General features: G+C 63.8%; 14 protein-coding genes, 1 pseudogene and 1 riboswitch. Of the genes and pseudogenes, 9 read left to right on the top strand and 6 right to left on the bottom strand.

Going from position 1 to position 13,113, the window contains the following annotated elements; genetic code table 11:
• Both EOA38_RS40325 and EOA38_RS13495 read left to right on the top strand, forming a co-directional pair.
• A pseudogene (locus EOA38_RS40325) lies at positions 1–119 on the top strand (EamA family transporter); the annotation flags it as partial.
• Entirely contained in the window at positions 116–787 is a 672-nt protein-coding gene (locus EOA38_RS13495; RefSeq protein ID WP_127221466.1) for a lysoplasmalogenase, read from the top strand. The pseudogene EOA38_RS40325 and the gene EOA38_RS13495, both read left to right, overlap by 4 nt.
• On the opposite strand, the gene EOA38_RS13500 is transcribed toward EOA38_RS13495, so the two are convergent.
• Both EOA38_RS13500 and gloB read right to left on the bottom strand, forming a co-directional pair.
• Positions 784–1,215 carry a cupin domain-containing protein gene (locus tag EOA38_RS13500; protein ID WP_126091675.1) on the bottom strand — a complete coding sequence of 144 codons (432 nt, stop codon included), beginning with the start codon at positions 1,213–1,215 and terminating at the stop codon, positions 784–786. The genes EOA38_RS13495 and EOA38_RS13500 overlap by 4 nt on opposite strands.
• 67 nt (positions 1,216–1,282) lie before the next feature.
• Positions 1,283–2,050 carry a hydroxyacylglutathione hydrolase gene (gloB, locus tag EOA38_RS13505; protein ID WP_126091676.1) on the bottom strand — a complete coding sequence of 256 codons (768 nt, stop codon included), beginning with the start codon at positions 2,048–2,050 and terminating at the stop codon, positions 1,283–1,285.
• A gap of 99 nt (positions 2,051–2,149) precedes the next feature.
• Between gloB and EOA38_RS13510 the strand changes: the two genes are divergently transcribed.
• The 3 genes from EOA38_RS13510 to EOA38_RS13520 all read left to right on the top strand — a co-directional run bounded on the left by EOA38_RS13510 (position 2,150) and on the right by EOA38_RS13520 (position 5,713).
• Entirely contained in the window at positions 2,150–2,929 is a 780-nt protein-coding gene (locus tag EOA38_RS13510; protein ID WP_126091677.1) for a methyltransferase domain-containing protein, read from the top strand.
• 107 nt (positions 2,930–3,036) lie between these two features.
• A complete protein-coding gene (locus tag EOA38_RS13515; RefSeq protein WP_126091678.1) occupies positions 3,037–4,860 on the top strand; it encodes an ABC transporter ATP-binding protein/permease in 1,824 nt (607 codons plus the stop codon).
• Between the two features lie 52 nt (positions 4,861–4,912).
• Positions 4,913–5,713 (top strand): DUF1194 domain-containing protein, encoded by an 801-nt coding sequence (locus EOA38_RS13520; RefSeq protein ID WP_126091679.1) that lies wholly within the window; start codon positions 4,913–4,915, stop codon positions 5,711–5,713.
• Positions 5,714–5,735: 22 nt separating this feature from the next.
• Here EOA38_RS13520 and EOA38_RS13525 read toward each other — a convergent pair whose 3' ends face one another.
• From EOA38_RS13525 to EOA38_RS13545, 4 genes are all read right to left on the bottom strand, one after another.
• Complete coding sequence (locus EOA38_RS13525; RefSeq protein ID WP_126091680.1) at positions 5,736–6,671, bottom strand: glycosyltransferase family A protein; 936 nt, start codon at positions 6,669–6,671, stop codon at positions 5,736–5,738.
• Between the two features lie 199 nt (positions 6,672–6,870).
• On the bottom strand, positions 6,871–7,863 hold the full coding sequence (locus tag EOA38_RS13530) for a glycosyltransferase family 2 protein (RefSeq protein WP_126091681.1): 993 nt from the start codon (positions 7,861–7,863) through the stop codon (positions 6,871–6,873).
• Positions 7,864–7,930: 67 nt separating this feature from the next.
• The gene (gene metW / locus EOA38_RS13535) at positions 7,931–8,545 is read right to left on the bottom strand and encodes a methionine biosynthesis protein MetW (RefSeq protein WP_126091682.1); all 615 of its coding nucleotides are present in this window, start codon (positions 8,543–8,545) and stop codon (positions 7,931–7,933) included.
• Between the two features lie 91 nt (positions 8,546–8,636).
• A complete protein-coding gene (locus EOA38_RS13545; RefSeq protein WP_126091683.1) occupies positions 8,637–9,806 on the bottom strand; it encodes a homoserine O-acetyltransferase in 1,170 nt (389 codons plus the stop codon).
• Positions 9,807–9,898: 92 nt separating this feature from the next.
• Positions 9,899–9,976: riboswitch (SAM riboswitch) on the bottom strand.
• 155 nt (positions 9,977–10,131) lie between these two features.
• Here EOA38_RS13545 and EOA38_RS13550 point away from each other — a divergent pair.
• From EOA38_RS13550 to EOA38_RS13565, 4 genes are all read left to right on the top strand, one after another.
• On the top strand, positions 10,132–10,386 hold the full coding sequence (locus EOA38_RS13550; protein WP_126091684.1) for a hypothetical protein: 255 nt from the start codon (positions 10,132–10,134) through the stop codon (positions 10,384–10,386).
• Positions 10,383–10,814, top strand: coding sequence for a hypothetical protein (locus EOA38_RS13555; RefSeq protein ID WP_126091685.1), 432 nt, complete (start codon positions 10,383–10,385; stop codon positions 10,812–10,814). The genes EOA38_RS13550 and EOA38_RS13555 overlap by 4 nt, the downstream gene beginning before the upstream one ends.
• 198 nt (positions 10,815–11,012) lie before the next feature.
• Entirely contained in the window at positions 11,013–12,116 is a 1,104-nt protein-coding gene (hisC, locus tag EOA38_RS13560; protein ID WP_126091686.1) for a histidinol-phosphate transaminase, read from the top strand.
• A 6-nt stretch (positions 12,117–12,122) separates the two neighbouring features.
• Positions 12,123–13,061, top strand: coding sequence for a prephenate/arogenate dehydrogenase family protein (locus EOA38_RS13565; protein ID WP_189434653.1), 939 nt, complete (start codon positions 12,123–12,125; stop codon positions 13,059–13,061).
• Positions 13,062–13,113: the final 52 nt, after the last annotated feature.

Genomic DNA, 13,113 nt, shown 5'->3' on the forward strand with positions numbered 1-13,113 from the left:
GTGTCGCCGAGCCGTCGCTGCGCATCCTCGCGGCCTGCGTGCTCATCACCGGCGGAGCGGCGCTTGCCGCCAAGTCCTTCTTGCTGCGCAAGCCGGCGACCGGCGGAGCTGGCGCATGATGCCGTTTGCGGGCGGCATCGACGCCAACCCGAACGCGACGCTTTTGTTCTCGATCGCCGCGGCTGCGATCTATGCCCTTGCGCTCGAACTGACGCCGCGCCTTGCCCGTTCCGCCGCGAAGACGCTGGCCGTCGCCTTGCTGGCGGCGCTCGCCGTCATGCAGGGCGGTCCGCTGCTGCTCGTCGCGGCGCTGGCGCTCAGCGCCGCCGGCGACGCGTTCCTGTCGCGCGACGGCGAAAAGGCCTTCCTTGGCGGGTTGGCGAGCTTCCTCGTCGCGCATGTCGCCTATATCGCCCTGTTCCTGGAGGTGGGTGGCGGGATCGGGCTGCTCGCCGCCGAACCGTGGCGCGGCGCGGTCGCGCTGGCGATGGCTGTGTTCGTTGTCCTGATGCTCGCCGCGCTGTGGCGTCGCGTCGGCCCATCCCTGCGTATCCCGATCGCCGTCTATGTCGCCGCGATCCTCGCCATGGGCATCTCGGCGCTCACCACCTTCTACGCTTGGGTCATCGCCGGCGCGGTGCTGTTCATGGCCTCGGACGGGCTGCTGGCGGCGGAGCGCTTCCTGCTTGCCGCGATCTCGCCGCATCGCGTCTGGATGCGCTACGCGGTCTGGGTGCTGTACTACGCGGCGCAGTTGGCAATCACCCTCGGTTTCTTGCTGAGTTAAGCGGTTTTCGGCTGCCAGCCCGGCTCGGCCAGCTCGAAGGCGGCGAAATCGAAGCCCGGCGCCACCGTGCAGCCGACCAGCGTCCATTCGCCGAGGCTGCGCGCCGACTGCCACCAGCCGGCCGGCACGACGATCTGCGGCCGCTCGCCCGCGGCAAGTGCTGCGCCCAGCACCTGTTCGATGACGGCGCCGGAGCCTTCCTCGTGCATGGCGAGCGCCAAGGGCGCGCCGGCGTAGAAGTGCCAGACCTCCGCCGCGTCCTTCACCCGGTGCCAGGCCGAAAGCTGGCCCTGCTCCAAAAGGAAATAAATCGCGGTCGAATGGCCCCGGCTGCCTCCCGAGCCATCGCGAAAAGTCTCGGCATACCAGCCGCCTTCGGGATGCGGCTGGAGACCCAGCGTTGCGATGATTTCAGCGGCGCTGGTCATGCAAGGAAGTATTTATTTGATGCATGTCGCTCTCCAAAAACCGCCATACATTTTTGGACGACACGCATCAGAAATTGTCCTTGCGTTTGCGGATCTCGGCGAACACCTCGACGTCGCTCGCCCGCTGCATGCCGAGATGCTTGCGGATCGCCGGATCGTGCCAGCGCAGGAACGGATTGGTCGACAGTTCCTCGCCGATCGTCGTCGGCAGGGTCGGTTTGTTTCCGGCGCGCAGCGCCTCGATCCTGGCGGCGCGCTCCTTCAAGGCCGAATTCGTGGGGTCGACGGTCAGCGCGAAGCGGGCGTTGGCCAAGGTGTATTCGTGACCGCAATAGATCACCGTCTCGGCCGGAAGAGCGGCAAGCTTCTTCAGCGATTCGTACATCACGGGCGGCTTGCACTCGAAGATCCGGCCACAGCCCAACGCGAACAGCGTGTCGGCGGTGAAGGCCGTTTTCGAGGCCGGCAGGTGGTAGGAGACATGGCCGGCGGTGTGGCCGGGGGTTTCGATGACATCGATCCTTTCCTCGCCAAGGCGGATGACGGAGCCTTGCTTGACGGTCTCGTCGATGCCGGGGATCTTGGCCTTTTCCGCCTCCGGTCCGACGATGGTGAGCTTGAAGCGCTCCTTCAGGGCCAGATTGGCCTCGACATGGTCGCCATGATGATGCGTGGTCAGGATCATCGTCGGCGTCCAGCCAGTGCGCTTGATCGCTGCCAGGATCGGGGCTTCTTCCGGAGCGTCGATGATCGCCGTCTGGCCGCTTTCGGGGTCGTGCACCAGCACGCCGAAATTATCGGTGCGGCACATGAACTGTTCGATTTCGACCGGCATCTCGTCGCTCTCCATTGTTGCCGCAGACATAGGGCGGGCGACCGTCGATGTCATCCGCCTTTGTTGAACTCGGCATTTATCGCGGCTACCGTCCGGCGGATGCATTCGGATATCGTCGACCTCCGCTCCTTCTATTCGACCACGCTTGGCCGCCTGGCCGAGCGCGCGATCACCATGGCGTTGTCGTCGATATGGGCGACCGTTCCGAACGAACGCCTGGTCGGCCTGGGCTACACGCTGCCCTGGCTGGAGCGGTTCGGCACCGATGCCGAGCGCGTCTTCGCCTTCATGCCGGCGACGCAAGGGGCTGTGGTCTGGCCGGCGACCGGACCGACGGCGACCGCGCTCGTCTTCGACGAAGAGCTGCCGCTGGTCGATTCCTGCATCGACCGCATGCTGCTCGTCCACTCGCTGGAACACGTCGAGAATCCGCGCGAGACGCTGAACGAGATTTGGCGCGTGCTGTCGCCCGCGGGCAGAGTCGTCATCGTCGTGCCCAATCGGCGCGGCGTCTGGGCGCGCTTCGAGCACACGCCCTTCGGCAACGGCCGGCCGTTCTCGCGCGGCCAGCTCACCGAATTGCTGCGCGAGGCGAATTTCACGCCCGCCGCATGGTCCGACGCGCTGTTCTTCCCGCCGTCGCCGCGGCGCTTCATGATGCGGTTCCACAATGTGCTGGAGCGCGCCGGCCGGCGATTCTGGCCGATCTTTTCCGGCGTCATCGTCGTCGAAGCGCAGAAGCGGCTCTACCAGGGCGTCCCTGTCGCGCAACGCGCCTCGCGTCGCGTTTTCGTCCCGGTCTTCTCGCCGCAGGGCGCGACGACGCTCGGGCGCCGGGCTGCCGATCCGGTGCCGCCGAGGCGAGTGACGCGTTCGTGATCGGGGCTACGCCTTGCATCGCATGGTCATCATCACCCTATCTCAAGGACGGGCTCGGGGCGCGGCATCGTTGCTGATGACCATTCCCGGAAGCAGGGATTTCGCATATGGACTACCAAACGGATGACAAGCAGGGCACCGGACTGGCCGCGTTCTCGGTCGAGACCAGCAGCCTCTCCGACCAGGTGGCGACGATCAGGCAGGCGCTGAAGACGTCGCCGGTGCGCAGGCAACTCCTGTGGGTCTCGATCGGCATTGTCGGCGTCGTCGTCGCGACCTCGATCGGGCAGGTCCTGCTCAACCGCTGGAACCAGCCTTTCTTCGACGCCCTGGCGCGGCGCGACCTGCCGGGTTTCCTGCACCAGCTGATGGTCTTTGCCGGAATTGCCAGCAGCCTGCTGGTGCTCAATGTCGGCCAGACCTGGCTCAACCAGACGATCCGGCTGAGGCTGCGCGAAGCGCTGACGCTGGACCTGATCGATGAATGGATGCGGCCGGCGCGCGCCTTCCGGCTCACCCATGCGGGCGCCATCAGCGTCAATCCCGACCAGCGCATGCAGCAGGACGCCGGGCATCTCTCCGACCTTTCGACCGATCTCGGGGTCGGCCTGCTGCAATCCTTTATCCTGCTTGTGTCCTTCATCGGCGTGCTGTGGGAACTTTCCTCCGGCTTCGTCTTCCATGTCGGCGGCCATTCGCTGGCGATACCCGGCTACATGGTCTGGGCGGCGATCCTCTATGCCGGCATCGCCTCCTGGCTGAGCTGGCTGGTGGGCAGGCCGCTGATCCGCTTCAACAGCGATCGCTACACGCGCGAGGCGGAGCTGCGCTCCTCCGTGGTTCGCGTCAACGAGAATGTCGACGCCATCGCGCTCGCCCATGGCGAGGCGGATGCCAGGCGGCAGCTCGAGCTCGATCTCGGCACCGTGCTCGGCGCCATGCGGCGCATCTACAGCGCCCAGATCAACCTGTCCTGGGTCACCGATGCCTATGGCTGGATCACCGTGGTGGCGCCGATCCTTGTCGCGGCGCCGGTCTATTTCGCGGGCGACATCAGCTTCGGCGGATTGATGATGGCGGTCGGCGCCTTCAACCAGGTGAATTCCTCGCTGCGCTGGTTCATCAACAACATCGGCGCCATCGCCGACTGGCGGGCAACGCTGATGCGCGTCGCCGACTTCCGCATCGCGCTTGGCGAAACCGATATCCTGCATGCCAAGGAAAGCTGTATCGAGTTGGGCGAGAACGCGAATGGCACGCTGACATTCGACAAACTCGAAGTCGCGTCGCCCGACGGCTGCACCAGGCTTGCCGAAACGGCCGTCGAGATAAAGGCCGGAGAGCGCGTCATGATCACCGGCGATCCGCGCGCCGGCAAGACGCTGTTCTTCCGCGCCATCGCCGGCCTCTGGCCTTGGGGATGCGGCCGCATCGGCATGCCGGCCGGGGAGACGCCGTTCTTCGTGCCGCGCACGCCCTATTTCCCGCTCGGCACGCTGCGCGATGTGCTCAACCATGCCGAAGGCGTCAACGTCGACGATGCCGAGATATCGGCGGTGCTCGGCGAAGTCGGCCTGGAGCGCCTGTCGTCCCAGCTCGACCGTTCGGCGCGCTGGGAGCATGAACTGGCCGACGACGAACAGCGGCTGCTCGCCTTTGCCCGGCTCGCGCTGAGGAAGCCGAAATGGGTGATCATCGACGAAGCGCTGGATACGTTCGACGGCGCCACGTTACGACGCGTGCTGGCGATGCTGCAGGCCCGGCTGCCGGATGCCGCCATCCTCAATATCGGGCGCGGTCTGCACAACATCCAGTTCTTCCCGCGGGCGCTCACTATCATCAAGGACAGCGGCGGATCGGCGCTGAAGCCGGCCCGCCTGCGCGCCGGGGCGATCGAACCTCCACCAGTTGCCGCCCATCGCAAAAAATAGCTTTATTTCGCCGCGATCGCGGGGAAGAATCCCGGTGTGGTCGGAGCTCGCCATGCCGAAGCTGCTCAGCCTGCTTGCCTGCCTTGCCTGCGCCGAGGCTGCGCCAATGCCCGCGATTGACGACGGCGCCCCGGTCGATGTCGAGCTCGTGCTGGCTGTCGATATCTCGCAATCGATGGACGAAGGCGAGTTCGCCTTGCAGCGCGCCGGCTATGTCGAGGCGCTGCGCCATCCCGACTTCATCAACGCGGTGCGTTCGGGGCAAAGCGGTCGCGTCGCGCTCGCCTATTTCGAATGGGCGGGCGTCGTACGCGACGACGGCGTGATCGCCTGGCAGATCATTGACGGCGCAGACAGCGCCAACGCCTTTGCCGACAAGATCGCGGGCCGGCCGTTCCGGAGCTTTCGCGGCACCTCAATCTCGGGTGCTCTCGGCTTCGGCGCCGGGCTTTTGGAGAAAAACGGCTTTTCGGCGCCGCGCCGGGTCATCGACATATCGGGGGACGGGCCCAACAATGCCGGGCTGCCCGTCGCTGTGACTCGCGATGCCGCTTTAGCCAAGGGCATGATCATTAACGGCCTGCCGATCCTGATCAGTCCTTCGCCGAGCGTCAGCCATCTCGATCGCTACTACGCCGATTGCGTCACCGGCGGGCCCGGCTCGTTCGTGCTGCCGATCTATGCGGCGTCCGAATTCTCGACCGCGATCCGCCGCAAGCTGATCCAGGAGGTGAGCGGCATCGGTGATGCCAGAAGGATTCGCGTCGATGCGGAGGCGCCGACCGACTGCCTGCTTGGCGAGCGCCTGCGGCGACGGTTTTCCGATCCGTATTTCCCGGAACTGGACCGCTGAGGACCTCTTTTAAGCCAGGCGCTCAGGCCGCTCGGGCGCCATATTTGGCGCGGAACTCGTCATAGCAATCGCGGCGCCAGCGCCGGCCGACGACATAGCCACGTACCAGTTCGGTCGGCGAGTAGCCGAGCGCCTTGGACGACCGGTTGGCGAGATAGCCGGAAAAGGCCTGTGGCAGCCTGCCTTTGAGGATGTCGGCGATGATCTGCCGCGCGATCATATAGGGCGGCACGTCGGGATAGCGGTCGGCGATGTAAGGGTGTTTGCCGATCAGGTTGGCATAAGCCTCGACATAACCGTCGCGGCGGCCGGAAATCGAATTTTCCGAATTGTACTTCTTCCAGTCGATATCCTCCGACAGCAAGGCGCCGCCGCGGTTGGCAAAACGCAGCAGCAGCTCGCGGTCCTGCATGCGCGTGATGTCGCTGTCAAAACCGCCGATCGCAAGCAGCGAGTCGTGCCGGGCGGTGATCGCCGAGCCGGCAATGAAGATCGTCTGCGAGACCAGGGCGCGCTGCAGCGTGCTTTTGTCGAGCAAGGCCTGGCGATTGATGCATTTGGTGCTGCGGTTGCCCTTCACCGAGATGAAGGAACTGATCAGCACTTCGAGCGAAGGGTTCCTGTCGAAGTGCGGCAGCGTCCGGTCAAGGCGATCCGGCAGGTAGACATCGTCCGAATCGAGGAAGGTGACGATCGGCGCCCGCGCGCGCTCGATGCCCGCGTTGCGCGCCGCATTGGCGCCTCGCCATTTCGCGCCGACGTAGACCAGTCTGGGATCGCGAATTTCGGCCAGGGCCTGGGCAGTCCCGTCGGTCGAGCCGTCATCGACGACAATGTGCTCGAAGCGGGTAAATGTCTGGGCAAGAACGCTTTCCACGGCACGCACGACCTGGCTGCGCCGGTTATGGGTCGGCGTGATCACGGTGATCAGCGGGGCTGTGTCGGAAGCGGTCGGCATCTAACTTTCGTCACGGGGCGGATAAACGATATCCAGATGGATCTTGTACCTACCTCTCCCTGTCCGCCCCCGGATGGATTCGCGAAATGTTACAGAAAAGAGTGATCTATGTCATCTGAAGCGTCGCTTCGGCCCAAGGTCAGAGCGAATTTCCCCAAAGTCAGGCAGTTTGAATGCAACACTTGCAGGCGATTTATTCTCAACTGTGCCCGACGAAGTCAGGCACGGTTTCGATCTCGTCGCGAACGAGGCGGGCTGCCAGGCTGAATTGGCCGAAAAATGCCAAGGTATAAAAGGCCAGCCCTACCGCCAGCGAAAACGGAATCTGCCAAGGCGGCATGCCCGTCTGCGACGCATGACTTATCACGCGTCGTGTCGTGCGCCACGACATGGTCCCCCATCGGCTGAACGACTTCGCGATCCGCTGGCTGCGGTTGGGGGCATGAAGCGCGACGAATTTCCGGTCGGCGTCCCTGCCGGTCACCAGCGCGCGCCAACAAAAGAACCGCCAGCCCCGCGGCGAGTAGTGATAGGCGCGCGCATCGACATTGACGATTCTATGACCCTCGCGCCAAAGCTGATGCATCAGCAGCGTGCAGGACACCTTGAAGCCGTTGTGTGCCGGGAACGGATGGCTGGCAATCCAGTCGCGTCGAAAGGCAACGTTGTTGGCATTGATCGCACGTTTCGAAGCAAACCTTTCGTCCCCCTGGGCCATCGGGAAGAACCAGATCAAGGCGAAGGTCCGCGAAAAGAAATCGTCGTACGAAAGGTAGGTATGGCCGTTCACGCAGATGGGTTCGGCATCGTGAAAGGGCGCCAGCAGGGCTGAGAGCCAACCCTGCTGGGGAACCGTGTCGGAATCCATGAAGACGACGATTTTTCCTTCAGCCAAACGCACGCCATGGTTCTTGAGTTCGTAGTACCGGCCGCTGGGGCAGGCCGTGAAGGTCACTTCGGCTACCTGTGTCAGCTGCGGCGCTTCTGCCTCGATGCGGCTTTGCAACGATGAGGTGTCCGCATTTTGTCCGGCATGAGAGATAACGACTTTCGGTCTGGCGAAGCCGGTTGAGGAGACCACAGCGATCTCGCGCGCCAAGGCGGTCAGCCCGACGCCCATCTCGTCCCAGTCTATGAACTGGGCATTTTCCATCTCTACGACAATTGAATAGGTTGGACGTTTGTCGACCATCGTTGCGCAATCAGTTTGCCTGAGCCATATCGCTATAAGGCTCTGGGCCCCGCCGTCAACGATGAGCCTATCGCCTCAACAAAAACACCGCTTGCTGGCCGAAGAAGTTCCAGAACCACCAGGGCATCGACAGACCGATCTTCTGGCCGTTGGCGTCGAGCGCGGTCGCCTTCTCGACGGTAGCGCCAAGCTCCTCGCACAGATTGACGAAGTCGCGGATGGTGCAGAAGTGGATGTTCGGCGTGTCGTACCAGGAATAGGGCAGGTCCTTGGTGACCGGCATCCGGCCCTTGATCAGCAGCGAGAAGCGCACCCGCCAGTGGCCGAAATTGGGGAAGGAGACGATGGCGCGGTTGCCGATCCGGAGCAGCTCGTCGAGCACCAGCTTTGGATTGCGGGTCGCCTGCAGGGTCTGCGACAGCACGACGAAATCGAAGCCCTTGTCGGGGTAGAATCCGAGATCCTTGTCGGCATCGCCCTGGATGACGCTGAGGCCGCGCGCCACGCATTCATTGACGCCGCGCTGCGACAGTTCCATGCCGCGGCCGTCGACCTGCTTGGTCTCCTGCAACAGCTCCAGAAGCACGCCGTCGCCCGAGCCGACATCGAGGACGCGCGAATTCGGCGGAATGAGATTGCTGACGACGTCGAGATCGACGCGCTGGGCGCGGTTGACGCTCATGGGCACACTTCCGATCTTTGTTTTGATGCATGTCGCTCTCCCAAAACCGCTGCGCACTTTTGGGTGAGATGCATCAGGGATCGCGAGCCGCTCACAGGCTGAGCCCCCTGGCGCGGGCTGCGGAGGCAATGAAGCCGTGGATGGCCGCGAACAGTTCCGGCTCGTCGAGCAGGAAGGCGTCGTGGCCGCGATCGGTCTCGATCTCGACGAAGGAGACGGAGGCGCCGGCAGCATTGAGCGCATGGACGACCGAGCGGCTCTCTCCCGTCGGGAACAGCCAGTCGCTTGTGAAGGACACAAGACAAAAGCGTGTCTTGGTGCCGCCGAAGGCATCGGCCAGGCGCCCGCCATGGTCGGCGGCGAGGTCGAAATAGTCCATCGCGCGGGTCAGATAGAGATAGGAGTTGGCGTCGAAACGATCGACGAAGGTCATGCCCTGATGGCGCAGATAGCTTTCGATCTGGAAATCGGCGTCGAAACCGAAGGTCAGCGCCTCGCGGTCCTGCAGGTTGCGGCCGAATTTGCGATGCAGCGCTGCTTCCGAGAGGTAAGTGATATGCGCCGCCATGCGCGCCACGGCGAGCCCCTTTTCCGGGCGCCTGCCGAAATCGAGATATTTGCCGCCGTGCCAGTCCGGATCGGCCATGACCGCCTGCCGCCCGACCTCGTGGAAGGCGATGTTCTGCGAGGAATGGCGGGCGCCGGTGGCGATCGGCAGCGCCGAGAACACGCGCTCCGAATGGCTGGCGGCCCATTCCAGCACCTGCATGCCGCCCATCGAGCCGCCAAGCACGCAAAACAGCTTCTCGATGCCGAAATGGTCGACCAGCATGAGCTGCGCGCGCACCATGTCGCGGATGGTGATGATCGGCAGGTCGAGGCCATAAGGCCTGCCTGTCGCCGGATCGGTCGAGGCGGGGCCGGTGGAGCCGAGGCAGCCGCCGATGACGTTGGAGCAGATGACGAAAAAACGGTTGGTGTCGATGATCTTGCCGGGACCGATCAGCACCTCCCACCAGCCCGGCTTGCCGGTCACCGGATTGGTGTTGGCGACATGCTGGTCGCCGGTCAGCGCGTGGCAGACGAGGATGGCGTTGGAACGGGCGTCGTTGAGCGTGCCGTAGGTCTGGTAAGCGATCTGGAAGGGCGACAGCACCGTGCCCGCATCGAGCTTCAGCGGCTTGTCGGGGCCGAGCTGCAAAACCGGGCTCGACGGATGGTCGGCCTCGTTGTTGGTCCTTGCAGCGCGCTGAGCGGCCATCCCATTCCCCATCCAGTCCGCATCGACTTCACAGATGCGGTGTCCGGCCGGCAGCGGACAACAAAAAACCGGCTTGCCTTCGCAAAGCCGGTTACAGGTTGCAAACGGCCCTTTAGCGAATTGTTTAACGTGGCTGCAAGCCGACCGGCCAAATCACCACGGAAGTTCATTGCTCTTCTACGTCTGCGGAATACGAACGTCAACGGCAGCGGTATGGCGCGCCAATCTTGCGTAATTTGCGCAGATTACATATAATAGGTTAGCGGCTATCTGCACGATCTATTTCGGTCGCTTGACCGCTCTCTGGCATCAGATGGAGGCAGACATGCCACGCAACACCGCAGTTCCAGCGAGCGATTTCGCCCGAAATTTCGCGAAGTATCAGGACGAAGCCATCGCCAAGAAGGTCATCAACGTGACCAGTCATGGCCGGATTGTCGGGGCGTATCTCTCTGCCGCCGAATTCGAGCACTACGAATTGCTGAAGCGCCGCGAGCGCGAAATCCTGATCGTGGGCGAGTTGGATGAGGACACGATCGCCTCCATCGAGACTGCCGAATATGGCGTGGAGCCGAAGTGACGCTGCCGGTTCCAAGGCCGGGTCTCGTCATTCGCTATAGTTTTCTTTGGAGCACTGAACACGACCGTGGCGATGTCGAAGGTGCTAAGGATCGCCCTTGCGCGATCGTTGTCGCCACGCCCCGTGAGGCGGATGGTCACATCCGCACGATAGTGGCACCGATTACGCATCGCCCGCCATCCGATAGTTCCGCATCGATCGAGATTCCGCCGGCGGTATGTCGGACCCTTGGCCTCGACGGCGGCCGGCATTGGCTGCGCCTTGATGAATTGAACCGTTTCCTTTGGCCCGGCTATGATGTTCGACAGCGTTCCGATGGCAGCTATGCCTATGGAATGCTACCGCCGGCTTTGTTCGACCAACTGCGCCGTGGAATCCTGCAACTCCAGCAGGCGCGCAAAGCCCGGGTTGTCAGCCGCGACGATTGACGCCGGTACTTGGCTAAAAGCGCATCGCGCTGAAACGGATACACGCGCTACGCTTTAAGCCTTTGTTTTTGATGCATGTCGTTGTCTCAGAACCGCTGCACACTTTTGGGCGACATGCGGCAGACCTCTCGACATTGCCAGTCACGGCCTGTATTCCCGCTGCGGCCCAGAATAAGGCCTTCTCGACGGATTTGTGACATGAAGCAGGATCAGCCACGTCCGACGCCCCGCGCGGGTATCATGGACATCGAGGCCTATGTGCCGGGAAAGAGCACCGCGCCCGCCGGCGTGACGAAGGTCTACAAGCTGTCGTCCAACGAGAATCCGCTCGGGCCCTCGCCGAAGGCGATCGAGGCCGCGCGCGAGGTGGCGGCGAAGCTCGACGTCTATCCCGACGGCTCCGCCCGCCGGCTGCGCGAGGCGATCGCCGAGGTGCATGGCCTCAACCCGGCAAACATCATTTGCTCGAACGGCTCCGACGAGATCCTGGGCCTCCTGGCGCAGACATATCTGGCGCCCGGAGACGAAGCCGTGTTCACCGAACATGCCTTCATGGTCTACAAGATCTACATCCAGGCGGCGGGCGCCAAGCCGGTGGCGGTCAAGGAAACCGACGAGCGCGCCGACGTCAACGCGATCCTGGCCGCCGTCACGCCGCGTACGAAAATCGTATTCCTTGCCAACCCCAACAATCCGACCGGCACCTATGTGCCGTTCCAGGAGGTGCGCCGGCTGCACGCGGCGCTGCCGAAGAACGTGCTTCTGGTGCTCGACGCGGCCTATGCCGAATATGTGCGGCGCAACGACTACGAAGCCGGCATCGAGCTGGCGGGCAGTTCCGAGAACGTCGTCATGACCCGCACCTTCTCCAAGCTCGGCCTCGGCGGCGCGCGCATCGGCTGGATGTATGGGCCGGCGCATATCGTCGACGCGATCAATCGGGTGCGCGGTCCCTTCAACGTCAACGCGACCGCGATCGAGGCGGGGATCGCGGCGATCCGTGACCGCGCCCATGTCGAGCGCAGCGTGGCACACAACGAGAAATGGCTGGCCTGGGTCAGCGAACAGGTGACCCTGCTCGGGCTGCGCGTGACGCCCAGCGTCGGCAATTTCGTGCTGATCCATTTTCCCGACGACAAGAGGCATTCGGCGGCGGCCGCGGACGACTATCTGAGCGCGCGCGGCTATATCCTGCGCCGCGTCACCGGCTACGGCTTTCCCAACGCGCTGCGCATGAGCATCGGCACCGAAGAGGCCAACCGCGGCGTCGTCGAAGCGCTGACGACTTTCCTGAAAAGCTAGAGCACCATGACATCACCGATGTTCGAAAGAATAGCGCTGGTCGGCATCGGCCTGATCGGCTCGTCGCTCGCCCGCGTCATCCGGCGCGAGGGCCTGGGGCGCCATATCGCCATCGCGACGCGCAGCAAGTCGACCCTCAAGCGAGCCGAGGAACTCGGTCTCGGCGATTCCTACACGACCGAGGCCAAGGAAGCGGCGCGCGACGCCGATCTCGTCATCGTCTCGGTGCCGGTCGGATCGTCCGGCGCGGTCGCCGCCGAGATCGCGCCGGCACTGAAGAAGGGCGCGATCCTCACCGACGTCGGCTCGACCAAGGCCTCGGTGATCGCGCAGATCGAGCCGCATGTGCCGGAGGGCGTGCATTTCATCCCCGGCCATCCGCTGGCCGGCACGGAAAAATCGGGGCCGGATGCCGGCTTCGCCGATCTTTTCGACAACCGCTGGTGCATCTTCACGCCGCTGCCGGGCACCGACCCGGAGGCGCTGGAGAAGCTGTCGGAGTTCTGGCGGCGCTGCGGCTCCAACATCGACACGATGGACCCGCAGCATCACGACATGACCTTGGCCATCGTCTCGCATCTGCCGCACATCATCGCCTACAACATCGTCGGCCCCGCCGACGACCTGGAATCGGTGACCAAGACGGAAGTCATCAAATATTCCGCTTCCGGCTTCCGCGACTTCACCCGTCTGGCGGCCTCCGACCCGACCATGTGGCGCGACGTGTGCCTGCACAACAAGGACGCGATCCTGGAGATGCTGGCGCGCTTCTCGGAGGATCTGGCCTCGCTGCAGCGGGCGATCCGCTGGGGCGACGGCGAAAAACTGTTCGACCTCTTCACCCGCACGCGCGCCATCCGCCGCTCGATCATCGAGGCCGGCCAGGACATCGACGTGCCGGATTTCGGACGCCAGGCGGTCGAGCACCCCGACATCAAAACCTGAATCTCAGCAGCCTTCACGGCTCTGTTGCGCTGGCGGCCGGTGGGCCGCCATC

The organism is Mesorhizobium sp. M1E.F.Ca.ET.041.01.1.1 (assembly GCF_003997355.1).
Lineage (GTDB): Bacteria > Pseudomonadota > Alphaproteobacteria > Rhizobiales > Rhizobiaceae > Mesorhizobium.

Excerpts from the sequence above, each read along its gene's own strand:
- EOA38_RS13495 (WP_127221466.1), top strand. The coding sequence starts at position 116 with ATGATGCCGTTTGCGGGCGGCATCGACGCCAACCCGAACGCGACGCTT.
- EOA38_RS13510 (WP_126091677.1), top strand. The coding sequence starts at position 2,150 with ATGCATTCGGATATCGTCGACCTCCGCTCCTTCTATTCGACCACGCTT.
- EOA38_RS13500 (WP_126091675.1), bottom strand. The coding sequence starts at position 1,215 with ATGACCAGCGCCGCTGAAATCATCGCAACGCTGGGTCTCCAGCCGCAT.
- EOA38_RS13515 (WP_126091678.1), top strand. The coding sequence starts at position 3,037 with ATGGACTACCAAACGGATGACAAGCAGGGCACCGGACTGGCCGCGTTC.
- EOA38_RS13520 (WP_126091679.1), top strand. The coding sequence starts at position 4,913 with ATGCCGAAGCTGCTCAGCCTGCTTGCCTGCCTTGCCTGCGCCGAGGCT.
- EOA38_RS13550 (WP_126091684.1), top strand. The coding sequence starts at position 10,132 with ATGCCACGCAACACCGCAGTTCCAGCGAGCGATTTCGCCCGAAATTTC.
- EOA38_RS13565 (WP_189434653.1), top strand. The coding sequence starts at position 12,123 with ATGACATCACCGATGTTCGAAAGAATAGCGCTGGTCGGCATCGGCCTG.
- EOA38_RS13545 (WP_126091683.1), bottom strand. The coding sequence starts at position 9,806 with ATGGCCGCTCAGCGCGCTGCAAGGACCAACAACGAGGCCGACCATCCG.
- EOA38_RS13525 (WP_126091680.1), bottom strand. The coding sequence starts at position 6,671 with ATGCCGACCGCTTCCGACACAGCCCCGCTGATCACCGTGATCACGCCG.
- gloB (WP_126091676.1), bottom strand. The coding sequence starts at position 2,050 with ATGCCGGTCGAAATCGAACAGTTCATGTGCCGCACCGATAATTTCGGC.
- EOA38_RS13530 (WP_126091681.1), bottom strand. The coding sequence starts at position 7,863 with ATGGTCGACAAACGTCCAACCTATTCAATTGTCGTAGAGATGGAAAAT.
- hisC (WP_126091686.1), top strand. The coding sequence starts at position 11,013 with ATGAAGCAGGATCAGCCACGTCCGACGCCCCGCGCGGGTATCATGGAC.
- metW (WP_126091682.1), bottom strand. The coding sequence starts at position 8,545 with ATGAGCGTCAACCGCGCCCAGCGCGTCGATCTCGACGTCGTCAGCAAT.